Source organism: Herbidospora mongoliensis (assembly GCF_001570545.1).
GTDB lineage: Bacteria > Actinomycetota > Actinomycetes > Streptosporangiales > Streptosporangiaceae > Herbidospora > Herbidospora mongoliensis.
On record NZ_BBXD01000027.1, the window covers coordinates 82,533 to 104,703 of the forward strand.

General features: G+C 70.9%; 23 protein-coding genes. 13 read left to right on the plus strand and 10 right to left on the minus strand.

Going from position 1 to position 22,171, the window contains the following annotated elements; genetic code table 11:
• Positions 1-68: 68 nt before the first annotated feature.
• Together pgm and AW272_RS37220 are read right to left on the minus strand one after the other, a co-directional pair.
• Entirely contained in the window at positions 69-1,709 is a 1,641-nt protein-coding gene (gene pgm, locus AW272_RS37215; protein WP_066375091.1) for a phosphoglucomutase (alpha-D-glucose-1,6-bisphosphate-dependent), read from the minus strand.
• A 46-nt stretch (positions 1,710-1,755) separates the two neighbouring features.
• The gene (locus AW272_RS37220) at positions 1,756-2,448 is read right to left on the minus strand and encodes an HAD family hydrolase (protein ID WP_157519214.1); all 693 of its coding nucleotides are present in this window, start codon (positions 2,446-2,448) and stop codon (positions 1,756-1,758) included.
• Between the two features lie 101 nt (positions 2,449-2,549).
• On the opposite strand from AW272_RS37220, the gene AW272_RS37225 reads away from it, so the two are divergent.
• Both AW272_RS37225 and AW272_RS37230 read left to right on the plus strand, forming a co-directional pair.
• Positions 2,550-3,635 (plus strand): LLM class flavin-dependent oxidoreductase, encoded by a 1,086-nt coding sequence (locus AW272_RS37225; RefSeq protein WP_066375095.1) that lies wholly within the window; start codon positions 2,550-2,552, stop codon positions 3,633-3,635.
• An 11-nt stretch (positions 3,636-3,646) separates the two neighbouring features.
• Positions 3,647-4,252, plus strand: a complete 606-nt coding sequence (locus tag AW272_RS37230; RefSeq protein WP_066375096.1) for an FMN reductase — start codon at positions 3,647-3,649, stop codon at positions 4,250-4,252.
• On the opposite strand, the gene AW272_RS37235 is transcribed toward AW272_RS37230, so the two are convergent.
• Entirely contained in the window at positions 4,239-4,748 is a 510-nt protein-coding gene (locus AW272_RS37235) for a GNAT family N-acetyltransferase (RefSeq protein WP_066375098.1), read from the minus strand. The genes AW272_RS37230 and AW272_RS37235 overlap by 14 nt on opposite strands.
• A 63-nt stretch (positions 4,749-4,811) precedes the next feature.
• Here AW272_RS37235 and AW272_RS37240 point away from each other — a divergent pair, with 63 nt between their 5' ends.
• A complete protein-coding gene (locus AW272_RS37240) occupies positions 4,812-5,432 on the plus strand; it encodes a RibD family protein (RefSeq protein WP_066375101.1) in 621 nt (206 codons plus the stop codon).
• A complete protein-coding gene (locus AW272_RS37245) occupies positions 5,429-6,004 on the plus strand; it encodes a DUF421 domain-containing protein (RefSeq protein ID WP_066375103.1) in 576 nt (191 codons plus the stop codon). Before AW272_RS37240 ends, AW272_RS37245 begins: the two co-directional genes overlap by 4 nt.
• Here the strand turns inward: AW272_RS37245 and AW272_RS37250 are convergent.
• Entirely contained in the window at positions 6,001-6,924 is a 924-nt protein-coding gene (locus tag AW272_RS37250) for a DUF2332 domain-containing protein (RefSeq protein WP_066375111.1), read from the minus strand. The genes AW272_RS37245 and AW272_RS37250 overlap by 4 nt on opposite strands.
• 127 nt (positions 6,925-7,051) lie before the next feature.
• Here AW272_RS37250 and AW272_RS37255 point away from each other — a divergent pair, with 127 nt between their 5' ends.
• The 3 genes from AW272_RS37255 to AW272_RS37265 are packed head-to-tail and all read left to right on the plus strand — an operon-like array spanning position 7,052 to position 9,482.
• Complete coding sequence (locus AW272_RS37255) at positions 7,052-7,747, plus strand: hypothetical protein (RefSeq protein WP_083959098.1); 696 nt, start codon at positions 7,052-7,054, stop codon at positions 7,745-7,747.
• Between the two features lie 24 nt (positions 7,748-7,771).
• Complete coding sequence (locus AW272_RS37260; protein ID WP_066375116.1) at positions 7,772-8,425, plus strand: alpha/beta fold hydrolase; 654 nt, start codon at positions 7,772-7,774, stop codon at positions 8,423-8,425.
• A 22-nt stretch (positions 8,426-8,447) separates the two neighbouring features.
• Positions 8,448-9,482, plus strand: coding sequence for a macro domain-containing protein (locus AW272_RS37265; RefSeq protein ID WP_066375118.1), 1,035 nt, complete (start codon positions 8,448-8,450; stop codon positions 9,480-9,482).
• Here AW272_RS37265 and AW272_RS37270 read toward each other — a convergent pair.
• Both AW272_RS37270 and AW272_RS37275 read right to left on the minus strand, forming a co-directional pair.
• On the minus strand, positions 9,427-10,398 hold the full coding sequence (locus AW272_RS37270; RefSeq protein WP_066375120.1) for a hypothetical protein: 972 nt from the start codon (positions 10,396-10,398) through the stop codon (positions 9,427-9,429). The two genes, AW272_RS37265 and AW272_RS37270, sit on opposite strands and share 56 nt — an antisense overlap.
• Complete coding sequence (locus AW272_RS37275; protein ID WP_066375121.1) at positions 10,386-11,075, minus strand: TauD/TfdA family dioxygenase; 690 nt, start codon at positions 11,073-11,075, stop codon at positions 10,386-10,388. The genes AW272_RS37270 and AW272_RS37275 overlap by 13 nt, the downstream gene beginning before the upstream one ends.
• 169 nt (positions 11,076-11,244) lie before the next feature.
• Between AW272_RS37275 and AW272_RS37280 the strand changes: the two genes are divergently transcribed.
• From AW272_RS37280 to AW272_RS37290, 3 genes are all read left to right on the plus strand, one after another.
• Positions 11,245-13,353 carry a hypothetical protein gene (locus AW272_RS37280; protein ID WP_157519216.1) on the plus strand — a complete coding sequence of 703 codons (2,109 nt, stop codon included), beginning with the start codon at positions 11,245-11,247 and terminating at the stop codon, positions 13,351-13,353.
• A 350-nt stretch (positions 13,354-13,703) separates the two neighbouring features.
• A complete protein-coding gene (locus AW272_RS37285; protein ID WP_174551889.1) occupies positions 13,704-14,438 on the plus strand; it encodes an ABC transporter permease in 735 nt (244 codons plus the stop codon).
• An 83-nt stretch (positions 14,439-14,521) separates the two neighbouring features.
• Entirely contained in the window at positions 14,522-14,827 is a 306-nt protein-coding gene (locus AW272_RS37290) for a hypothetical protein (RefSeq protein WP_066375127.1), read from the plus strand.
• 86 nt (positions 14,828-14,913) lie between these two features.
• Here AW272_RS37290 and AW272_RS37295 read toward each other — a convergent pair whose 3' ends face one another.
• From AW272_RS37295 to AW272_RS37305, 3 genes are all read right to left on the minus strand, one after another.
• Complete coding sequence (locus tag AW272_RS37295; protein WP_066375130.1) at positions 14,914-15,876, minus strand: adenylate/guanylate cyclase domain-containing protein; 963 nt, start codon at positions 15,874-15,876, stop codon at positions 14,914-14,916.
• Positions 15,877-15,948: 72 nt separating this feature from the next.
• The gene (locus tag AW272_RS37300) at positions 15,949-16,740 is read right to left on the minus strand and encodes an SAM-dependent methyltransferase (protein ID WP_066375220.1); all 792 of its coding nucleotides are present in this window, start codon (positions 16,738-16,740) and stop codon (positions 15,949-15,951) included.
• A gap of 114 nt (positions 16,741-16,854) precedes the next feature.
• On the minus strand, positions 16,855-19,008 hold the full coding sequence (locus AW272_RS37305; RefSeq protein WP_066375134.1) for a terpene synthase family protein: 2,154 nt from the start codon (positions 19,006-19,008) through the stop codon (positions 16,855-16,857).
• Between the two features lie 152 nt (positions 19,009-19,160).
• On the opposite strand from AW272_RS37305, the gene AW272_RS37310 reads away from it, so the two are divergent.
• Together AW272_RS37310 and AW272_RS37315 are read left to right on the plus strand one after the other, a co-directional pair.
• Complete coding sequence (locus AW272_RS37310) at positions 19,161-19,820, plus strand: response regulator (protein ID WP_083959099.1); 660 nt, start codon at positions 19,161-19,163, stop codon at positions 19,818-19,820.
• Positions 19,817-20,890, plus strand: coding sequence for a sensor histidine kinase (locus AW272_RS37315; RefSeq protein WP_066375138.1), 1,074 nt, complete (start codon positions 19,817-19,819; stop codon positions 20,888-20,890). Before AW272_RS37310 ends, AW272_RS37315 begins: the two co-directional genes overlap by 4 nt.
• A gap of 36 nt (positions 20,891-20,926) precedes the next feature.
• On the opposite strand, the gene AW272_RS37320 is transcribed toward AW272_RS37315, so the two are convergent.
• Complete coding sequence (locus AW272_RS37320) at positions 20,927-21,586, minus strand: hypothetical protein (RefSeq protein ID WP_066375141.1); 660 nt, start codon at positions 21,584-21,586, stop codon at positions 20,927-20,929.
• Positions 21,587-21,856: 270 nt separating this feature from the next.
• Between AW272_RS37320 and AW272_RS45820 the strand changes: the two genes are divergently transcribed.
• On the plus strand, positions 21,857-21,982 hold the full coding sequence (locus tag AW272_RS45820) for a hypothetical protein (protein ID WP_275527346.1): 126 nt from the start codon (positions 21,857-21,859) through the stop codon (positions 21,980-21,982).
• Positions 21,983-22,171: the final 189 nt, after the last annotated feature.

Below are 22,171 nucleotides of genomic sequence, written 5' to 3' on the forward strand. Positions count from 1 at the left end.
ACCATTTGGACACTAGCTGTCCGTCCGGTGGGATCTCGATGGGCTTTGGTGAGGTTTGGGACGATTTTTCAGGCGGTGAGGGCAGCCGAGACGACCGTGCGGGCCTCCTGCTGGACCTCCGCCAGGTGGTCAGGGCCGAGGAACGACTCGGCGTAGATCTTGTAGACGTCCTCGGTGCCCGAGGGGCGGGCGGCGAACCAGGCCGAGGCCGTCTCCACCTTCAGGCCGCCCAGCGCCGCGCCGTTGCCGGGGGCGTGGGTCAGGACGTTGGTGATCGGCTCGCCGGCCAGGCTGTCGGCCGTGACCTGGCCCGGCGACAGCTTCGAAAGGATCGCCTTCTCCTCGCGGGAGGCGGGGGCGTCGACCCGGGCGTAGGCGGGGGCGCCGTAGCGTTCGGTCAACTCCCCGTACAACGCGCTCGGCGACTTGCCGGTCACGGCCGTGATCTCCGAGGCCAGCAGGGCCAGGATCAGGCCGTCCTTGTCGGTCGTCCAGACGTGCCCGTCACGGCGCAGGAACGACGCCCCCGCGCTCTCCTCGCCGCCGAAGCCGAGTGAGCCGTCGAGGAGGCCCGGCACGAACCACTTGAAGCCGACCGGGACCTCGACCAGGGTCCGCCCCAGGCCCGCCACCACGCGGTCGATCATGCTGCTGCTGACCAGGGTCTTGCCGACGCCGGCGTCGGGGCGCCAGCCGTCGCGGTGGGCGTAGAGGTAGGAGATGGCGACGGCCAGGTAGTGGTTGGGGTTCAACAGGCCGCCGTCGGGGGTGACGATGCCGTGGCGGTCGCTGTCGGCGTCGTTTCCGGTTGATATGTCGTATTTGTCGCGAGAGGCGATCAGGGACGCCATCGCGTACGGCGACGAGCAGTCCATGCGGATCTTGCCGTCCCAGTCGAGCGTCATGAAGCGCCACGTCGGGTCGGTCAGCGGGTTGACGACCGTCAGGTCCAGGTGGTGGCGCTCGGCGATCTCGCCCCAGTAGGCCACGCTCGCGCCGCCCAAGGGGTCCGCGCCGATGCGTACACCGGCACTCCGGATCGCGTCCAGGTCGACGACCGACGGGAGGTCGGCCACGTAGGAGCCCATGAAGTCGTAGCGGCCCGTGGTCTCCGCCTTCAGGGCGCGCTCGAACGGGATGCGGCGGACCTCTTTCATCCCGGCGGCGATCAGGTCGTTCGCCCGGTTCTGGATCCAGCCCGTCGCGTCGGTGTCGGCGGGACCGCCGTTGGGCGGGTTGTACTTGAAGCCGCCGTCCTGCGGGGGGTTGTGCGAGGGGGTCACGACGATGCCGTCGGCCAGGCCCGTGTCGCGGCCGCGGTTGTAGGTGAGGATCGCGTGCGACACCGACGGGGTGGGGGTGAAGCCGTCGTGGACGTCGATCAGCACCCGGACCTCGTTGGCGGCCAGCACCTCGAGCGCCGACACCCGCGCGGGCTCCGAGAGGGCGTGGGTGTCGATGCCGAGGAACAGCGGGCCGTCGATGCGCTGGGCTCGGCGGTATTCGCAGATGGCCTGGGTGGTGGCCAGGATGTGGTCTTCGTTGAAGGCCGTGTTCAGCGACGAGCCCCGGTGGCCCGAGGTGCCGAAGGCGACCCGCTGCGACGGCTGCTCCACGTCGGGGCGCAGGGCGTAGTAGGAGGTCAGGAGGCGGGGGACGTCGACCAGATCGGTCGGCAGTGCGGGCTGTCCCGCTCGCTGATGCACCATGCGCCTAAGTTTGCCGCACTATGCCCCACTAACGGATCACCGGGGCTCAGAAATGGTCCACGAGTTCGGTGAACGCCTTCAGCGTCAGAACCCCGTCGTCCGCAGGGTCGAGGTCGTGGTGCTCCAGGACCCAGGTGTGCTCGTGGGGGATGAAGACGGCGCCCATCCCGGCCTGACGGGCGGGCCAGATGTCCGACTTCGGGGAGTTGCCGATCATCCAGGTGCGGTCCACCGCCAAGCCCGAGTCGAGGGCGAGGCGCCGGTAGACGTCCACATCCTTCTCCCGCACGATGTGGGCCTGCCGGAACCAGCCCGCGAGGCCCGAGGCGTCGATCTTGCGCTGCTGCTCCTCCACGTCGCCCTTGGTCAGCAGGAACAGCTCATGGCGCGCGCCCAGTTCGGCCAATGTGTCGCTGACACCGGGGATGAGGTCGACCTCGCCCCTGATCAAACGGCCCGCCAACTGATCAATCCTCTTTCGTTCGACGAGAGAGGCGGGACGTTCCTGGAGCTTCTCGAAGGTCTCGTGCAGGTTCCGCAGGAAGACCGCGCTGCCATAGCCGAGAGAGACCGCGTTGGCGCGCTCGATGTCGTTCAGGATCCCCCGGATCTGGACCCGGTCGAGCGTCGGATGCGTCGCCCAGTCGAGGAAGTCGTCGATCACCCGCTCGAAGAAGACGTTGTTCTCCCACAAGGTGTCATCCGCGTCGAAAATCAACGTCTGTCCTGTACGTCGCATTGGCATAGCCTGCCATGACAGAGATACTTGCGGCGCGGAATAAGTTGGCGGCTGATCACGCTACAGCGCCCGTAACACGAGACCGAGGAGGATGAGCAGAGATGCAGTTCGGGATCTTCACCGTCGGTGACGTCACCACGGACCCGACCGACGGCACGACGCCGACCGAGGCCGAGCGGATCAAGGCCATGGTGACGATCGCGCTGAAGGCCGAGGAGGTCGGGCTCGACGTCTTCGCGATGGGCGAGCACCACAACCCGCCCTTCGTGCCCTCGTCGCCCACCACGATGCTCGGTTACATCGCCGCCAGGACCGACAAGCTCATCCTCTCGACGTCCACCACGCTGATCACCACCAACGACCCGGTGAAGATCGCCGAGGACTACGCGATGCTCCAGCACCTGGCCGACGGCCGGGTCGACCTGATGATGGGCCGCGGCAACACCGGCCCGGTCTACCCGTGGTTCGGGCAGGACATCCGCAACGGCATCGCCCTGGCGATCGAGAACTACGCGCTGCTGCACCGCCTGTGGCGCGAGGACGTCGTCGACTGGGAGGGCAACTTCCGCACCCCGCTCCAGGGTTTCGCCGCGACGCCCCGGCCGCTCGACGGCGTTCCGCCGTTCGTCTGGCACGGCTCGATCCGCAGCCCGGAGATCGCCGAGCAGGCCGCCTACTACGGTGACGGCTTCTTCGCCAACAACATCTTCTGGCCGAAGGAGCACTTCAGCCGTCTGATCGAGCTCTACCGCACCCGCTTCGCCTACTACGGGCACGGCACCCCCGACCAGGCGATCGTCGGTCTCGGTGGGCAGGCGTTCATCCGGAAGAACTCCCAGGACGCGGTCCGCGAGTTCCGCCCCTACTTCGACAAGGCCCCCGTCTACGGCAACGGCCCGTCGCTGGAGGACTTCACCGAGCAGACGCCGCTGACCGTGGGCAGCCCGCAGGAGGTCATCGACAAGACGCTGACCTTCCGTGACTCCTTCGGCGACTACCAGCGCCAGCTGTTCCTGATGGACCACGCGGGGCTGCCGCTGAAGACCGTGCTGGAGCAGCTCGACCTGCTCGGCGAGGAGGTCGTGCCGGTGCTGCGCAAGGAGTTCGCCGCCCGCCGCAAGGAGGGCGTGGCCGAGGCCCCCACCCACGCCGCACGCGTCGCTTCGCAAAGCGCGCTCGTCGCCTGAAAGGACCGGAAATGACCGTCATCGCCGTCGTCTCGGCCGGGCTCAGCCAGCCGTCGTCCACCCGGCTGCTGGCCGACCGCCTGGCCGAGGCCACCGGCCGTCACCTCGAAGGTGCGGACATCCGCGTCATCGAGCTGCGCGGCTTGGCCGTGGACATCGCCAACAACCTGGTGACCGGGTTCCCCCCGCCCGCTTTGAAGCAGGCGCTGGACACGGTCTCGGAGGCCGACGGCGTGATCGCGGTCACCCCGATCTTCACCGCGTCCTACAGCGGGCTGTTCAAGTCGTTCTTCGACGTGCTGGACAACACGGCCCTTCAGGGCACGCCGGTGCTGATCGCGGCGACCGGCGGCACCGCGCGGCACTCGCTGGCGCTGGAGCACGCGCTGCGGCCGATGTTCAGCTACCTGCGCGCCGTCGTCGTGCCGACCGCCGTCTACGCGGCGTCGGAGGACTGGGGCGCCACCTCGGGCGACGGGCTGGCATCCCGGGTCGACCGGGCGGCGGGCGAACTCGCCGCGCTGGTCAGCCGGATCCCGGCCAAGCCCAGGGCCGCGACCCAGATCATCCCGTTCGAGCAGCAACTGGCCGCACTGCGGCCGTTCACAACCGGGTGAAAGGCTCGGCGTAGCCGAACAGGCCTTTCTCTCCTCTGTACGAGGTCAGCGGCCGCGCCTGGAAATGCACTCCCCACTGCTCCTCCGGGGAGATGATCCCGAGGCCTGCGGCGGTGCGGAAGCCGTACCGGAAGTAGTAGGCGGGGTTCCCCAGCAGGACCACGACCGGTTCGCCCAGCGCGTCGGCGGCCCCGAGCATCGCGTGCATCAGCGCCAGGCCCACCCCCTGGCGCTGCCGGTCGGGCCGCACGCTCAGCGGACCGAGGCCGAGCGCCGGGGCCCCGCCCAGGTCGGCGCGGGTGCAGACGACGTGGCCGACCACCTCGCCGTCGATCTCGGCGACCATCGACAGGGCGGGTATCCAGCCCACGTCGGCGCGCAGCTCGTCGACCAGCGGCGACTCGATCGTGTCGGGGTTCTCCGGTGTGGCGAAGGCCAGCCGGACGACCTCACGGATGGCGGCCTCGTCGCCCGGAAGCTCACGTCGGATCAGCATCGCGCCAGTCTCATCACGCGCGCCGACAGCGGCAAGCCGTTTTCGCTCGACTACGCTCGGTACATGCCGTCCGACACGCCCTATGTGGTCGCCCACCTGGCCGTTTCGCTCGACGGCAACACCGACGGCTTCACCCTCGACGCCGCCCGGTTCCACCAGCTCGTCAGCACCACCTGGCACGAAGACGCCACCCTGGCCGGTTCGGAGACCGTCCTGTCCCTGGAACCGACCCTGATCGCCGGCCCCGGCCCGAAAGACCCCGGCCCTCTGCTCGCCGTGGTCGACGGCCGAGCCCGGGTGACCCACTGGCAGGAGCTCCGCGACGCCGGCCACTGGTCGGAGGTCCTGGCCCTGCACTGCCGCACCACCCCTCCCCGCCCCATCGGCCGCTTCGTCCCCGAAATCGTCGTCGGCACCGACCAGGTCGACCTGAGGGCGGCGCTGCGCTCGATCGGGCGGCGTCCGGGCGTCGAGGTGGTGCGGGTGGCGAGCGGCGGCAGGCTCGTCGGGCGGCTGCTGGCCGACGGTCTGGTCGACGAGATCAGCCTGCTGGTCCATCCGGTGATGGGCGTCGGGTCCCGCACCTGGTGGGGCGAGGGGCCGCCGCCGGCGCGCACGCTTCAGCCGATCGACACCGACACGTTCAGCGGAGGACTGGTCTGGCTGCGTTACCGTGTCGCATGAACGACCTCCTGGTTCTCGGGGTGCCGGTCCTGGACAAAGTGATCCGGACCGTCGCCGTCTATCTCTGCGTGGTGATCCTGCTCCGGCTCGTCGGTAAGCGGGACATGGCCCAGCTCAACACGTTCGACCTGGTGGTCATGCTGCTGCTGTCGAACGTCGTGCAGAACGCCATCATCGGACCTGACAACTCGGTGCTCGGCGGGATCATCGGCGCGGTGGTGCTGGTGACCGGGAACGCGATGCTGACGCGGGCCGCGGCCGAATGGGGCTGGCTGGCGAAACTCTTCGAGAGCAAACCGACCGTGCTCGCCCGGGACGGCGCCTACGACGACCACACCCTGAAGCGTCTCGGGTTGCGGCACTCCGATCTCGACGTGGCGATCAAACGGCAGGGCGGGACCCGGGTGGAGGACGTGTCGGAGGCGACCCTCGAACCCGGCGGGACCGTGGTGGTCCGGCTCCGGCCCGAGGAGGAGAACGCGACGCTGGCCGACATCGCGCGGCTGGAGGAACGGCTGGTGCGGATCGAGGCCCTGCTGATGGAACGGCGCAAGGGCGCTTTCGGGCCTTAGAGCCAGTTCAGCCAGGAGCCGTGGGGGTCGGTGAGGGCTTTCGGCACACCGTCCAGGGCGGTGACGAAGGCCAGCCGGTCTCCGTCCGGGACTTTCAGGTGCGGGAGACGTGCGGTTCCCTCGTTGGAGATCCACCTGACGTCGAGGCTCGTGACCAGGTCGACGAAACGGTCGCGGGCCCCGGGGGTCAGGTACGGGAGCAGCGCCGAGTGGTAGACGACGACCGTGCCGTGGTTCTTCGCCTCCGCGACCAGGCCGGGCAGGGTCGCGGTGGCGTCGCCCTCGACCAGGCGGGGCGGGTTCTCCGCGGCGATGGCGAGGGCTTGGCGGAGGCGGTCGCGGCGGGTGTCCTCGCCGGGCCAGACGAGGCATTCGAGCCAGCGGCGTTCGCCGGGGTCGGTGACGTCGACGGGGGCCAGGTCGATGCCGGCCCGCCAGGCGATGCCGGGGAGGGCGTCCGGGATGGGCGGGTCGCCTTCGGTCGCGCAGGTCAGGGTCACCGGGCCCCGGCCGATGGGCGGGCGGGCGTCGTAGACGTAGCGGTAGCGGTCGGGCTGGAGGCAGAGGCCCGCCGAGGCGCCCACCTCGATGAGGGCCAGCGGGCCTTCCACCTGGGCCAGCACGGGGAGCAGGCTGGCGCAGCGGCCGGCCTCGTTGGTCTGGGTGCGGCGGGTGAGGACGGTCCGTTCTACTTGGGGCCAGTGGTCTTTGGCCCAGGTCCTGAAGCCGTCTTGCTCGGTGGCGGGGCCGCCTTCGTAGCGGACCGAGGCCAGCAGGAGGTTGGGCTGGCGCTTCGGTTGCGGCAACGCGTCGATGAGCGCGATCAGGCCGGGGTCGGCGGCGATCGCGGCGGCGAGTTCCCGGTAGGGGCCCCGCGCTTCGCGGACGGCGAAGGTCCGGTAGACGTCGGCGGTGTCCATGGCCCGATTCTCGTCGCGGCGTCGGTGGTGCGGGGCCGGTCGGCGCCGGATACGGCGGGATGCCGCTCGGCGGGCGGTGCCGTGGTGGGCGGAGCCGTAACGGAAGGAAGTGCTGTTGACTGGGGGCGTGGAAGACCAGATCGTCATCGGCGCCCGGTTCAACGGGCCGCCCACGTCGGCCAACGGCGGTTACGTCAGCGGGCTGGCCGCCGCGTTCGTCGACGGGCCGGCGCGGGTGCTGCTGCGGACGCCGCCGCCGCTGGAGACCCCTCTTGACGTCACCCGCGACGGCGACACCGTCCGTGTCACGCACGACGGCGTGCTGGTGGTCGAAGCCGGGCCGTCGAGCGCGGTATTCCTCGATCCTCCGGTACGGCCGACGTTCGGCGAGGCCTCGGCCGCGCGCGACCGGCATCCGTGGATCGGCGCCGACAACCTGCTGACCGGCTGTTTCGTGTGCGGGCACGGCCGGGCCGACGGGCTGCGGGTCACCCCCGGGCGGCTGGCCGACGCCGACGTGTGCGCGTCGCCGTTCGAGCCCGACGAGACGGTCGCCGGCGACGGGATCGTGCGGCCGGAGATCGTGTGGGCCGCGCTCGACTGTGTCAGCTATCCGCCGTTCGCCCAGGGCACCGACACGATCGCCCTCCTCGGCACCTTCGAGGCCGAGATCGCGCGTTCCGTTGCGGCCGGGGAACGGCTGGTCGCCGTGGGGTGGCCGCTGGAGTCGTCCGGGCGGAAGCTGTTCAGCGCCTCGGCGCTGCTCGACGGTGACGAGGTGGTCGCCCGGGCCCGCGCGACCTGGATCACGCTTCCGGGTTGAGCCGTGGCCCGTAGTGTGGCGCCCATGGATGTCGTACCACTTGCGTGGAAAGAAGGCGGAACGCCGGGAGACATCCCGGTTGTCCTGATACATGGCCTGACGGGCAGTTCGGCCACGTGGGACCGGATCGCCCCGGCCCTCGGACGGCACTGGATCGCGCCCGATATGCGGGGCCACGGCGCCAGCCCGCGTCACCCCGACTACAGCCTCGAACTGATGGCCGCCGACACCCTCGCGTTCCTCGACGCCCGGGGCCTGACCCGGATCGACCTCGTCGGTCACTCGATGGGCGGCAGGGTCGCCGCGCTGGTCGCCCGCGACCGGCCGGGGCTGGTCCGGCGGCTGGTGCTGGAGGACTCGTTCCCCGCCGCGCACGAACCGCAGGTCATCGAGCCCTATGAGGTGATCGGCGACGAGGACTTCGACCCCGCCGTGGTCGACGTGATCCGGACCGACGTGCGCAGGGTCGACCCCACGTGGTGGGCCCGGCTGCCCGAACTGACCATGCCGGTGCTGGTCGTCGGGGGCGGGCTGAGCGAGCTCGTGCCGCAGGAGGCGCTGGTGGAGTTCGCCGAGGCGCTGCCCGACGGGCGGCGGGTGGTCCTCAAGGCCGGGCACAGCGTCCACAAGGAGGAGCCCGACGGTTACGTGAAGGAGGTCGCGGCTTTCCTCCGGTGACCTCGGCGGCGTTAATGGGGGCATGGACGTACCGGAGCACGAGGATCTGGTCCGTGATCTGCTGACCCTCCGCGAGCGCGGGCTGATCCGGTTACGGGACGCCGATCTGCCCCACCTGCGCCGCGCCGCCGCCCTGTGCCACCCCGCGACCGACCCCGTCGCCGCCGTGGAGAAGACGCTCAGAGACGCCGTCGGGCGGCTCGGCGAGGGCACGCTCGGCTCCGGGGCCGCGTACACGTTCGGGCTCGTCCAGGGCACCCGCGACTGGTCGGCCGCCGCGCGGCGCAAGCGGGCCGCCGACGTCTACCGGCTGAGCGTCGAGCGGTTCAGGAAGAACCAGGAGCGCATGCTGCTGGCCCAGGTCGCCGACCAGATCATCGCGCTCTGCGGCGCGGGCGGCGAGGCCGCGCTCCCCCGGATCGCCGTCGGCGCCCGCATCCCGGTCGAGTCGGACGGCGGGCGGGCGATCCTCCAGATCCGGCCGATCGAGCTGATCTCCGGGGTCGACGTGCTGGTCAACCCCGAGAACGTCTACCTGGAGATGGCGCGGGTCTTCTCGCCCAGCGTGTCGGGCGCGATCAGGAAGGCCGGGTCACGGCGCGGTCCGGCCGGGGAGCTGCTCGACGACACCGTCCAGCGCGAGCTGCACGAGTGGATGGCCAAGCACCACCGCCCCGGCCTCACCGTCGCCCCCGGCACGGTCGCGCCCACCGGGCCCGGGTCGCTGGCGTTCAACGGGGTCCGGCGGGTCTACCACGCCGCGGTCGCGGTCCCCCGGCCCGGGACCGACCATCAGGACGTCACGCCGTCGACGATCATGCTGGCCGTCCACCGGGTGTTCGCGCTGGCGGAGGAGGAGCGGGTGGCGTACCGACTGAAAACCATCTGTTTCCCCCTGTTGGGGACCGGCCACGGCCGCCTGGCGGTGCGGCCCGGACTGCACTGGCTGTGGTCGGCGATCAGCGAGAACCTGGCCCGCAGCCGGGGCTGGGAGGTGCATCTCAGCGTGCCGGAACCAGAGAAGGCCGACATCGTGCTGCGCCAGCTGTCGCCCTGACCCAGCGCGCCCGGAGGGGTTCCCGCAGTCGCGCCGGTACGCCCTCCGCACCGCCCCCCAGCAGTCTGAGCGCCCCCGTGACGTAGGTCGCGGCCAGCGTGGGGAGGCGCTGGAGCTCGGGGTTGTCCGCGCCGTTGCCGGGGATGCGGGCGATGCGTTCGAGGACGCCGTGCTTGAGTATGCGGCGCACCGCCGCGTCCCGGGTCTCCGCCAGAGCCACCAGCTCGACGGCCATGGCGTAGGTTTCGGCCGCGAGCAATCCCCGGCCGAATTCGATGTCCTCGCCGCAGGCCGCCAGGTGGTCGAGATGGGCGCCGTCGTGGATGCCGCGCCAGACCCGGCGGCGGAGCTCCGGCGCCCGGTGGGTGTGGTCGACCAGCACCGTGATCAGGCCCCGCTCGCCGGGCAGGCGCATCCAGGTGCGCCAGGCGAGCCCGGTGAACCGGGAGCCGTCGAGGATCGTGACGTCGCGGGTGGCGGCCGGGCGGTGCCGTTCGCCCCAGCGGAGGTGGTCGCGCACCGGCCTGACCGGGCCGTCGCGGTCGGGGATCGTCGCGCACCAGGCGGCCAGCGCCCGGCAGGCCTCGCGGGTCTCCTCTCCCGGGCCGTCCACCGGACCGGGGTCGTCGGACGACGGGTAGCCGCGCGGGACCGGGCCCGCACGACCTCGCAGGGCGCGCAGCCGGTCGGCGGCCGGACCGCCGCGCCGGATGCGCGTGGCCAGGATGACCGTGTCGAGCCCGTCGAAGGCCGCGGGGCCCAGCAGGGCGCAACCCAGGGCGATCTCGGCCCACCCGCGCACCGTCCAGGCGGCGTGCTCGGCCCCCGACGCCGGGACGTCCCTGGCGGCCAGGGCCCGGCCCGCCGCCCAGGCCCACATGCCCGACGCGCTCCGGGTCAGCGTCACCGCGACCACAGCCGGATCCGGAACATCAGCCGTTGGAGATCGGCGAACGATGTCCGGCCATGGAGGGTCCGGTGATTGTCGACCAGAAGGACGTCCCCGGGCGCGAGCCGCACCTCCACCGGCTCGACCCGAACCAGCACATCGGTGAACACCGAGGCGGCTGCCCGCCACGAAGATTCAGGAACCGGCACCAGGTTGTCAGGCCGCCAGCGCAGCGTCTCCCCGGCGAACACCGGCGCGGGCGGCGAACTCCTCCCCGGGTTCTCGGAGAAGACGGCCGGGGTGGTCCAGGACCACTGGGGGCGGCGTAGGGCGGCCTCGGCGCGGGCGCCCTCGGGGTGGCGGCGCAGGGCGGTGAGGGCCTGGTCTGCGGACAGCAGGAGCGAGTGGCCGCCGTCGACGGCCGGGCGGACGGCGAACAGGCAGACGACGTCTTCCGGGTCGGGGTGGTACTGGGCGTCGGTGTGCAGCGGCACGGGGCCACTCCGCTGCGAGAACGTGCCGCCGAGTGGGCGGGGGCGGACCTCCCAGACGGGCCGGCCGCCGTCGCGGGACGACGGGCGGCCGAACCGAGCGGCGAAACGGAGCGCCTGGGCGTGGGTGGGCACGTCCCAGGAGCCCCGTACGACCACCCATCCCCGCGTGGCCAGCCTGTCCTCCGCCTCGGTCATTTCGGTCACCCGCATTGGAAGCCTCCTGGTCCGCCGGTGAGTGGTGCCTCCAGGGAAGCGGCATCCTTGGTGCGGTAGCCGGTCGCGCAGCGGGCAAGACCCGGGCGTTTACGGGTTGACCCTTGCGAGAGTCAGCTCATCTCACTAAGGTTCGCCCAACCTTAGTGAGATATATTCGCAAGTAATGAGCTCATATAGGGGGAACCAAGCGGTGCTAGCCCAGGAGCGAAGGCTTGCCGCGATCGCCGCGGCCTCCGCCGCCGCCTTCCGGCACAGCGATTACCACCAGGTCCGCGCGGAGGACGTCGCCGAACGGGTCCGTCTGCCCCGGGGTGGCGAGAAGGACACCGGCCGCTCCGCCGTGTGGCTCTACAACGAGGTGCGCAGCCGCCGCGTCCTGGTCGCGCTCGCCGCCAAGCACGCCTTCGACGAGTTCACCACCGGCGAGAGCCCCTCAGAACCGGTCACCTCGATGCTCGGCGCGGCCGAGTCGGTGGCCGCCGCGCTGCGCCGCATCGCCCGCTTCCACCAGGTCGAACGCTTCCTGCTGGCCCAGGTCAGACTGGGCATCGGCGACATCTCGACCTCGGAGAAGCGCCCCTCGGCGGCCCAGACTCCCCCTGTCTGGCTCACCGGCACCTACGGCTCGGCCGCCGCGGCGGGCTGGGAGGGCCGGGTGACGGCGTACGCCGAATATCTCGCCCCCCGCCTCGACCAGGCCGCCCGCGCGGTCGCGGTCCCGACCGAGAGCTGGGCGAAGGAGAGCGCGGAGCGCCTCTCCGAACTGGCCTTCCGCGCGATGTCCGATGACCCCGACGCCCCCGCCGACCGCCAGGCCGAGGGCCTGGCGGCCTACTGGCTGGCCCGCGACCTGATCCCGCTGACCGGCGAGTGGGCCGACCGCCTCCACGCCGCCGAACGCACGGCCGAGCTGGTCGAGAAGATCGGCCCCAACGGCCGTTCCCGCGCGAACGCCCTGGTCGTGGTGTTCCAGGTGCTGCTCGACAGCAGCCCGCTGCTGGTCCGCGCGGCCGAGGTCGGCGCCGACCTGGTGCCCCTGCTGACCGGCTCCCCCGCCGACGGCCTGACGCTGTGCGACGTGACGTCGCGGCGCGGCCTGGCCCTCCTGCGGCTGGGCGACACCGCCGGCGCGCGGGCCTGTTTCGAGGAGTCCCGGCGGATCGCCGAGAAGCTGCCCGACTCGGCCGACCCGGCGTCCCTGATCGCCCGCGCCGAACACAACCTGGCCGAACTCCTCGTCGACGAGGGCAAGCCGGAGCGTGGCCGCGCGATCCTCGCCGACGTGGCCGCCCGCCGCGGCAACGGAGTCCCGCAGGCCGGCGCGGGCCCCGAATGGCGCCGGCACACCCTCACCCGCCAGGCGCTGGCCCGCGCGACCACGAAGGCGGGCCGGATCGTCGAGGGCGTGAGCCTGGCCGAGTCCACGCTGGCCGACCGCGAAGACCGCCTCGGCCCCGACAACGTGAACACCGCCTCGGCCCGGGTGACCCTGGCCGAGGCCCTGCTCGCCGCCGCCCACCCGGCCCAGGCCCGCCACCACCTGACCGAGGCGATGCGCCTGCGGTCGCTCTACCTCCCGAGCGAGGGTTTCTGGCCTCAGTACGACCTGGTGCGCCTCGCCGAGATAGAACTGCACGCCGGGTTCCCGGCGCAGACGGTCCGCCTCCTCGACGAGGCGACGGTGACGACGACGTGGTTCGCCGAGCGCGTCTCCCCCCGCCTCCACGAGGAGTCCGTCCTGGTGCGGTCACTGGGCATGATCCACTCCGGCGAGGCCCTGACCGCACTCAACGACCTGGCCGAGCTCACCCAGACCCGCGCGGTCCTCCGCGCCCAGGCCGAAGCCCGCCTGACCGTCGGCGACCCGGCGTCGGCCGCCCGCCTCCTCGACGACATCGAGGGCGACGGCTCCGTCACCGACCGGGCCGAGACGCTGCTGCTCTCCGCCCGCGTCTCCAGCGCGCTCGGCCGGGAGGCCGCCGCCGAGGAAGCGTGCCAGTCGGTCGTGGCGATGGGCGGCGACCAGATCGACGCCACCCACCCAACGGTGCTTGGCGCCCGGCTGGGCCTCGCCCTGCAGCGGGTGCGCTCGGATCGGGCGGCCGAGGTGGGCGATCTGCTCGCTCCGCTGCTTGACCGCCGGGCCCTCCCGCACGGGAAGCCCGCCCTGGGTGACGGGCATCCGCTGCTGGCAGAGGCCATGGCGCTGGCGGCCCGCGCGGGGTCCCCGCCGACGCGTGCGCCGGAAGACCAGCTGTGGGAGAACTTCTAGTTGAGCCAGCTAAAGGCAATGTTGTTGAGCTGACCAAAGAGAAGTAGCCGCGGAGCGCCCTTCGGGTAAGCCGGAATTCCTGACGTCGGCCCGGGAATGAGCCGACAAGAGACGATCAAATCAAACAACCGACCCTTACGCACACCACGGCCTCCAGGGCTCGGCGGCGTCGAAGGGCACCGGTTGAGCGTGACGACGCAAGCGATGTTCGCCAATGCCCGAAACCTGCGCGCGGGCCGGGCGATGCGGACCGGCGGCGCGAACTCGCCCCATTCCGACCCCGCCGCGCGTGCACCGCGCCGCACCAAACCGGTTCATAACACGCATAGGTGTCCGAAATACTGCTGAGCGTGGAATCCTCCTCCTTGATCGCGCTGACCCCGGCGCTCCCCCTGGCCCTGGTTCTGCTGGTCGCGGGCGGTGCCGGCGTGGCAGCGGCGGGTGGGCTGGGATATGGCTGGGCGGTGGTGCGGGCCTGTCTGCGGGGGGTGCTGCAGCTCGGCGTCGTCTCGCTGATCATCGCGTGGGTGGTCGCGAACGGTCTCGCCGTCGCCGGGTTCATCCTGGTCATGTACGCCTTCGCCACCCATACGGCCGCGAAGCGCATCGGCACCTACTGGGCGGCCCTTCCCGTCGCCGCGGGCAGCGCCCCCGTGCTCGGTGTCCTCACCGCCACCGGCGCGGTCACCCTCGACGGCATGGTGATCATCCCCGTCACCGGGATCGTCTTCGGCGGCTGCCTGATCGCCACCAGCCTGGCCGGTCGCCGTGCCGCCGACGAGCTCACGACCCGGCACGGGGAGGTGGAGGCCGCCATGTCGCTGGGCTTCACCCCGAGAGACGCCCGGCTGGAGATCTGCCGCCCCGCCGCCGCCCAGGCCCTGGTGCCCGCCCTCGACCAGACCAGAACGGTCGGCCTGGTCACCCTCCCCGGCGCCTTCGTCGGCATGCTCATCGGGGGCGCGACCCCGGTGGAGGCGGGCATCGTCCAGCTCGTCGTCCTGGTCGCGCTGCTCTCCGCGGAGGCCTTCGCCGTCGTGCTGACGATCGAGCTGGCCGCCCGAGGTCGGCTGATCAGGCCGTAAATTTCTCCCCCATATCGTGATATGTCCCGAATTTGGGGTCGCCGGAACGGGCACGCCCATCCCGAACCGAAGGGGGTACACCAGTGATCAAGAAGCTTCACAACATGGGCCTCAGGTCCTCGCACATGTACACCGCCGCCATGGCGTCGATCGGGCTGTCCTTCTGTACGTGGGTCGTCTCCAGGCAGATGGAGAGTGCCGGCATCGACCGGGCCGACCGATGGGGGATCTTCATCGGCCAGTGGGCGCCCACGCTCATGGCCATGGGCGTGGCACTCCGCGTCGAAGAGACCCACATGACGGACGACGAAATGCGGAAGATGGACTCCGACATGGAGATGGGCACCCGCACGTCGGGCAACTCCCGGGTCCACGCTCCCGCGAGGTAGACCCCAGGAGACCCCTGGGGCCGCCCCGGAACGCATCCGGCCGGGGCGGCTTCAGGCACCGAGGCTTCGAGGCCTTCGAGGCACGTTCAGGCTCGGGTGACCACGTAGGGCACCAGCTGGCCCACGCCCCGCACGACCTGACGGTCCTCCGCGTGCAACCCGAACCGCGGATGATCCTCCAGTTCCCGCGCGATCGCCGGATCAGCCAGCACACCTCCGGCGGGCGCCAGCGAGGTCAGCCGGGAGGCCAGGTTCACGGTCGTCCCGAAGACGTCGCCCATCCGCCCGATCACCGGCCCGATCGCCAGGCCGACCCTCAGCTCCGGCATCTCCCGCACCCGCGCGTGCGCCTGGATCAGGGAGAGCGCGATGTCGGCGGCCCGGGCCGCCGAGTCGCTGACCCACAGGACGGAGTCGCCCAGGGTCTTGATCATGCGTCCGCCCGACGAGGCCACGATGTCGGCCGAGCGGCTCTCGAAGCGCTCCACCAGGCGGGCCAGCTCCGTCTCGGAGATCTGGCGGCTGAGCCGGGTGAACCCCACCAGGTCGGCGAATCCGACGGCCATCCGGGCCGACGCGGTCTCCTGGTCGACGATGCGACCGGCCGAGGCGGCCAGGTGGCGGCGCCAGGCGTACACGAGAAGGCGTTCCAGGTCCGGGACGACCCGGTCGGCGCGGAGCTGCCAGGCGACGCTGCGCCGGGCTAGAGGCACGCCGGCCAGGTCGAGGGTCTCGGCGCCGAGTTCGGCCTGCGACTCGGCCAGGCGGGCGGAGGCGCGGCCCAGGGAGCGGGCCATCAGCATGATGTGCTCGTCGTCGTAGGTGCCGTCGGCGAGCAGGGCCATGAGGGTGCGCAGCGCCTCGACGTCGGCGTCGGTGAACTCGATCGCGTCGTCGGCGACGTTGGCGAAGCCCAGCGCGCGCCAGAACCGGCGGGCCCGGTGGAACGGCACGCCCGCCATTTGCGCGACCTGATGGCTGGTGTAGCGACGGGGCTGGCGAAGGAAGGCCTCCGTCAGGCCGTCGACCCGCGGGTCGTCAATCGACATACAAGAAGTGGGCCCGTCAGTGGGGGAAAAGTCTTGCCACCAGCCACTTTATCCGGCTATCGCGTCAAATGTTCAGGGTTTGCGGCCCACGCCCCCGTACTGACAGACCTCCCGGTCGATGTAGTCGGTCGCCGCGTCAGGACGCCACTTCGGCAGCGACACCACGCCGGGCTCCAGCAGTTCCAGCCCCTCGAAGAAGCGGGCCAGGTGGTCTGGGTCGCGCAGCACGATCGGGGTGCCGCCATGGGCGTGCCAGACCTCGGCCGCCCTGTCCATCTCCGCGCTCGGCGTACTGCTGGCGATGGCCACGTAGCTGCCCGGCGCGAGGGCGTCGACCAGGGTGTTCACCGCGTCGGACGCGAGGGTGTCGTCGGCGACGAAATCGACCACCCCCATCAGCATCAGCCCGATCGGCCGGGCGAAGTCCAGAATGTCGGAGGCGGCCTGGAGGACCGGGTCGGGGTCGCGCAGGTCGGCGTCGAGGTAGTCGGTGGCGCCCTCGGGCGTGCTGTCGAGCAGGTCCCGGGCGTGCACCAGCACCATCGGGTCGTTGTCGACGTACACGATCCTGGCGGCCGGATTGACCTTCTGGGCCACCAGATGGGTGTTTCCCGCGGTGGGGACGCCGGTGCCGATGTCGAGGAACTGGTCGACGCCGAGATCGCCGGCCAGCAGGGTGACCGACCGGCCGATGAACTGGCGCTCGGCGCGGGCGATGATCGGCAGCTGGGGGCAGACGGCGGTGATGGCGTCACCGACCGCGCGGTCGGGGGCGAAGTTGTCGGTGCCGCCGAGCCAGTAGTCCCAGACCCGGGCGGGGTGGGGTACGGAGGTGTCGAGGCGCCGCCGTGATGTGCCGGCCATCTCCACTCCCCCATCCGAACACCCTCTTAGGCCAACCTAACCTCCGCGTCCTTCGGGCATGGCGAAGCGGAGCCCGTGATCCGGTCACGAACTCCGCTCGCGGCGGGAAAAGGCCTAACGGGCGGCCCGGGGGCGTACCGCCGACGTGCCCAGGCCCGAGGGCAGCAGCCGCAGCAGAGGAAGCGGCGACAGCGACTCCCCGCGCAGCCGGAGCAGTTCGGGCTCCTGGTAGCGAACGCAGCGGCGGTGCCACTCCATGATCCCGGCCATCCAGTCCTTGAGCATGGCGGCGTGGCTCTCCAGCACCCGGCCGACCTCGGGATCGCCGATCATGGCGAGCAGGGCGGGGAGACCGTTGGCGAGGATGTGCTCGAACTGACGCATCCGCTCGTTCATCAGGTCGAGCACGATGGCCCGCGCGGTAACCCGGTCGACGTCGAGGAAGTTCTCCACGACCAGGACGATGTTGTGCAGCTCACCCTCGAACTCGATCTCCTTCTGGTAGGAGAACAGGTCGTTGGTGAAGCACGCGTAGTCCTGCGCCGCGGTCTCCAGTTCCCGCATGACGCGGGTCTGGTAGATCTCGTCCTGGACGACTTCAGCCGACGCCAGCCGGGCCAGGCTGGCCGTCATGTCGGAGCCGAAGGTCCGGCGGCGCATCTCGATGTATTCGATGGGGTCGGGGATCCGGTTGGCCGCCTGGTTCTCCAGCTCCCACACCCAGCTGTCGATCATGTCCTCGACCGACTTCCTGAACCCGGCCCGCGCCCGTTCGGGCAGATCTCCGGCGGTACGCCGCCACAGATCCGCCAGCCCCTTCTCCATCGGCTCGACGGGCACCGGCGGCGCGTCACCCATGAGCAGTTTGAGCCGCGCGTTCAGCGCCTTGGCCCTCGGAATGTCGCGGGTGGCGCCGAAGGCGACCGGGTAGTAGTCGTCGCCGTAGGTGCCCCAGCTCAGCCAGTCGGTGGTCAGGCAGACCTCGTCCAGCGTCCCGTCGGCGTTGATCATCGCGGCGCAGTGGGCCAGGTCGATGCCCTTGAAGCGGGGTTCGTCCCAGATCGTCCCATCGACGATCCCCATCTCCTTGACCCAGCCGATCGAATAGCGCCGGGCCGCGTCGAGGTGGGGGCTCATCCGCAGCACGTAGGGCAGGTGGAACTCCGGCACCGGCTGCGGCCCGACCCGCTCGAACGGCACGTGGGAGTGCTGCCGGACGCGCTTCTCCGCCCCGATCCTCAACGTGGACATCCCCAGGCCCTTGGGCTTGGAGACCATGCCCTCGTTCATGTAGCGGCTGGACCGCATGTGCCACTCGTGGCCGCCCGACTGCCAATCTTGCAGGCCCTTGGCGTAGAGGGCGACGGCGGCCTGCTCGTGGGGCGGGATGGCCTGGTCGGCCAGCAGCACCGGGACCTCGGTCAGCGCGGTCGTCTCGAACTGCTGCAACCGGGAGGTCAGCAGGTCGTTGACGCGTTCGGCGGCCTCCTGCGTGGTGATGCCGAGGAACCTCTCCAGCACCAGCACGGCGTTGGAGTTCTCGCCTTCCTCGGCCACTTCGCGCTGGTAGGAGAACAGGTCGTTGCGCAGGTGGACGGCGTCGGAGAAGGTGTCGCAGAGCACCTGGAGCGGCCGGGTGGCGGCCAGGTGGGCGGGGATCTCGGCCCCGGCGGCGAACTCGACGAGGTTGGCCGACCAGGGGGCCCCGCCGACGCGGCGGCGCATCTGGACGTATTCGATCGGGTTGGCGACCCGCCCCCGGTCGATGTTCTCCAGCTCCCACATCGACTCGACCATCAGGTTGCGGGTGGAGACGACGAACCGCTCGCGCCAGTCGTCGGACATCTGGGGAATCGTGCGTTCCCACAGGTTCTTGAGCCCGGCCTCGGCCGGGTTCTCCGGCTCGGGCGGGGTGGCGGTCATGAAGAGTTCGAGCCGGTCGAGATACTTCTGCGCGCCGGTGAAGTCGCGGGAGTGCTTGAACAGCTCCAGGAAGTGGTCGTCGAAGAAGAACACCCACACATACCAGTCGGTGACCAGGTCGAGGGCCGGGCCGTCACAGTCGGGATGGGTGTACGCGCACATCAGCGCGTAGTCCATGCGGTCGAGCTCTTCTGCGGTCCAGACGACGCCGCCCCCCGGTTTGGGGGCGTCGAGCATGCCCATCTCCTTCGCCCACGCCATCGTGTGGGCGTGGGAACGTTCCAGGTGCGGGTTGAGCCGGGCGGGATACGGGACGTAGAAGTCGGGCATGGTGAAGGCCTTCAAGAGCGTCCTCTCCTCGGGGGCGGGGCGGGTACTCGCCGTGACGACACTGGCACTTTCCGTGGGATCACCGCAAGCCCCTCACCCGTCACGATGAACCGGTCTCCGCCTCGCGGCGGAGGAGTCGGCTTTGTTCTGTTCTGTACGCTCCCCAGGTGACAATCAGGGTGCTCATCGCCGATGACCAGGCGATGATCCGCACAGGCCTGCGCCTGATGGCCGAGACCGAACCAGGCGTCGACGTGGTCGGCGAGGCGTCCGACGGCCGGACGGCGGTCGAGCTGAGCCGCTCCCTGCGGCCCGACGTCCTCCTCCTCGACATCGCGATGCCCGTCATGTCCGGCCTGGCGGCCGCCCGGATCCTCCTGGACGACGACGAGGCACCGCGCATCGTGATCCTCACGACGTTCGACACCGACGAGAACCTGCACACCGCGCTGCGCCTGGGCGTCAGCGGCTATCTGCTGAAGTCGTCCCCGCCCGAACAGCTCGTCGAGGCGATCAGGACGGCCGCCGCCGGAGACAGCCTGATCGACCCCGCCGTCACCCTCCGGGTGATCGCCGCCTTCGCCTCCACCGCCCGGCTGACCCTCCCACCCGAGATCGGCACCCTGTCCACCCGCGAACACGAGGTGCTCACCGGCCTGGCCAGGGGCCGCTCGAACCGCGAGATCGCCGACTCGCTCTTCGTCGGGGAGGCGACGGTACGCAGCCACGTCGCCCAGGTGCTGCGCAAGCTGGGCCTGCGCGACCGCGTGCAGGCGGTCGTGTTCGCCTACGAGACGGGCCTGATCCGGCCGGGAGGCCCCCAGTGAGATGGCTGCTGGCGGCGGCCGTGGTCGTGGCAGGCTTGGTCGAGGCATTCGGACGTCCGCTGCAGATCGCCCACCCGGCACCGCTGGCCCTGGGCGCGGTGGCGGCCGGGGTGATCCTGTTCTTCCGGTCGCGCTTCCCCGTCGTCGGGCTGCTGGCGCTGACCGTGCTCGGGATGGTGGTGGTCCAGGGCGCCTACTATCCGGCCTGGCACTTCTACTCGACGCTGATCCTGGCCCACACGATCGGGTGGGCCTACGAACTGCGCACCCGCGAGGGCCTGCTCGGCGTGGCGGCGGTCCTGCTGACCTGGGCCCATCTGAACACGCGCCAGTGGAGCGACCCCGCCGAGGTGCTGATCTCGGCCGTCTTCATCGGCGGCGCCTACCTGACCGGCGTGGCCCTGCGGCGGCAGATCGACCGGACCCGCCGGATGGCCGAGCACGCCGCCCGCCTGGAACTCGACCGCGAACGCGCCGTGGCGGAGGAACGCGCCCGGATCGCCAGGGAACTGCACGACATCGTGGCCCACAACGTGAGCCTGATGACGCTCCACACGGGCGGCGTCCGCCGGCTGCTCGGCACCGGCCACCCGCGCGAGGTCGACCTGCTGCACGGCGTGGAGAAGGCCGGCCGGGAGGCGATCGAGGAACTGCGCCTGATGCTCGGCATGCTCCGCGAACCCGGCGAGACCACACCGGCCGGAGACCTCGGGGACCTGGTCGACCAGGTCCGCGCGACCGGCCTGGAGGTGCGGCTCTCACAGGCCGGCGACCCGCGCGAGCTGCCTCCCGGGGTGGACATGTCGGTCTACCGGATCGTCCAGGAGGCCCTGACGAACGTCCGCAAACACGCGCCGGCCGCCACCCGCGCCGACGTGACCCTGACCTACGAACCGGACACCTTCACCGTCTCGATCACCGACGACGGCCCCGGCGGCGCCCCGGGCCCCGGCACCGGCCACGGCCTGATCGGCATGCGCGAACGCGTCACCATGCACGGCGGGACACTGACGACCAGCGGCTCCCCTGCGGGCTACCGGGTGATGGCGACATTCCCGGCGAAGCCTTAGGCCGACCGCGAGTCCACCGCAACCGGCCCCGTGCGGCTATCGGGCCGCCGTGAGCTTCCCGGCCGGGCCTGCCCATTCGGCGTCGCTCATCCGGAGCATCCGGAGCCCGATGACCCCCGCTCCGGCGAGGTAGGCGAGCCCGCCGACGACGGTCCCGATGGGGAAGATCGGCGTCCCGAGCATGCCGACCAGCATGGCCGGCCCCGCCCACCAGGGCGCTTTCTTCCCGTACGCCATCACCAGCGCCAGCACCATCACGAAGAGCATTCCGAGGAAGCCGGGGACGCGGAACCCCCACTCGGCGCCCGGATCGCCCAGGGCCAGATCGGCGAGCGCCGACCCCGCCTCGGGCTCCATCGCCCGCTCCAGCCGCGAGTAGACGAAGTCACCCAGCATCAGCGACGAGAAGTTGATGACCCCGAGCACCGCGATCGCCCCGGTGACGTGCGCCGCGACCGGCGTCCGCTCCCTGGCCAGGTGGATCATGCCGAGGATCCCCGGGACGAGCAGCACCCACGACCAGTGCAGCACCGAGGCGCTGATCGAGACCTGACCGGGATGGGCGCCGTAGTAGCCGATGCCCCCACCCGCCCGGATCGCGGGATCGATGAGGAGACCGGCGACATACAGGACCGGAACGACCAGGAGACTGGTTCCGGCGACGGTCCGGAAGAACCGGACGGGATCACGGAGCATTGCGGCACTACCTTCCAACGAATCTGCACTTGACGTGCGGGAAGGCTAGGGACCGGACACACGTGCGGGCGTCCCCCGCGACGAGGAGGCGATGTCCCCCACGACGCTGAACGCGAGGGCTTTCCACCCGGCATCCGCGCGAGGCCGTCCTGCTGCACGGACGCGAGGCCGACCCGCGAGACCGACCTGCCGCACGGACGCGAGACCGACCTGCTCCACGGACGCAAGACCGACCTGCCACACAGACGCGAGGCCGACCGACTGCACGGAGTGGAGAAGGCCAGCCCGGAGGCGATCGAGGAACCGCACCTGATGCTCGGCATGCTCCGCGAACCCGGCGAGACGACACCCCGCGACGCGGTCACATCGACCGTCGCTCCTCAGGACCGCGCCTGAACCTTGGGGGGCGCCGCAGCCCCTCCCACAGTTCCTCAAGGCGCTGGAGAAGGTCCAGGCGACCGGGAAGGTCCCGCTGGCCTCGGGTCGCAATGGGCACCGCTGGATGCCTCAGGAGGTCTGCCCGACTTTGACCGCTTCGTGGATGGTCTGGGGGACGCGGTAGCCGTAACCGAAAATGGCGGTTCG

What these genes read in the sequence shown, in the direction of transcription:
- pgm (WP_066375091.1), bottom strand. Translation starts at nt 1,709, where the DNA reads ATGGTGCATCAGCGAGCGGGACAGCCCGCACTGCCGACCGATCTGGTC.
- AW272_RS37260 (WP_066375116.1), top strand. Translation starts at nt 7,772, where the DNA reads ATGGATGTCGTACCACTTGCGTGGAAAGAAGGCGGAACGCCGGGAGAC.
- AW272_RS37245 (WP_066375103.1), top strand. Translation starts at nt 5,429, where the DNA reads ATGAACGACCTCCTGGTTCTCGGGGTGCCGGTCCTGGACAAAGTGATC.
- AW272_RS37220 (WP_157519214.1), bottom strand. Translation starts at nt 2,448, where the DNA reads ATGCGACGTACAGGACAGACGTTGATTTTCGACGCGGATGACACCTTG.
- AW272_RS37250 (WP_066375111.1), bottom strand. Translation starts at nt 6,924, where the DNA reads ATGGACACCGCCGACGTCTACCGGACCTTCGCCGTCCGCGAAGCGCGG.
- AW272_RS37230 (WP_066375096.1), top strand. Translation starts at nt 3,647, where the DNA reads ATGACCGTCATCGCCGTCGTCTCGGCCGGGCTCAGCCAGCCGTCGTCC.
- AW272_RS37320 (WP_066375141.1), bottom strand. Translation starts at nt 21,586, where the DNA reads ATGCTCCGTGATCCCGTCCGGTTCTTCCGGACCGTCGCCGGAACCAGT.
- AW272_RS37275 (WP_066375121.1), bottom strand. Translation starts at nt 11,075, where the DNA reads ATGCGGGTGACCGAAATGACCGAGGCGGAGGACAGGCTGGCCACGCGG.
- AW272_RS37265 (WP_066375118.1), top strand. Translation starts at nt 8,448, where the DNA reads ATGGACGTACCGGAGCACGAGGATCTGGTCCGTGATCTGCTGACCCTC.
- AW272_RS37295 (WP_066375130.1), bottom strand. Translation starts at nt 15,876, where the DNA reads ATGTCGATTGACGACCCGCGGGTCGACGGCCTGACGGAGGCCTTCCTT.
- AW272_RS37280 (WP_157519216.1), top strand. Translation starts at nt 11,245, where the DNA reads ATGAGCTCATATAGGGGGAACCAAGCGGTGCTAGCCCAGGAGCGAAGG.
- AW272_RS37300 (WP_066375220.1), bottom strand. Translation starts at nt 16,740, where the DNA reads ATGGCCGGCACATCACGGCGGCGCCTCGACACCTCCGTACCCCACCCC.
- AW272_RS37225 (WP_066375095.1), top strand. Translation starts at nt 2,550, where the DNA reads ATGCAGTTCGGGATCTTCACCGTCGGTGACGTCACCACGGACCCGACC.
- AW272_RS37235 (WP_066375098.1), bottom strand. Translation starts at nt 4,748, where the DNA reads ATGCTGATCCGACGTGAGCTTCCGGGCGACGAGGCCGCCATCCGTGAG.
- AW272_RS37240 (WP_066375101.1), top strand. Translation starts at nt 4,812, where the DNA reads ATGCCGTCCGACACGCCCTATGTGGTCGCCCACCTGGCCGTTTCGCTC.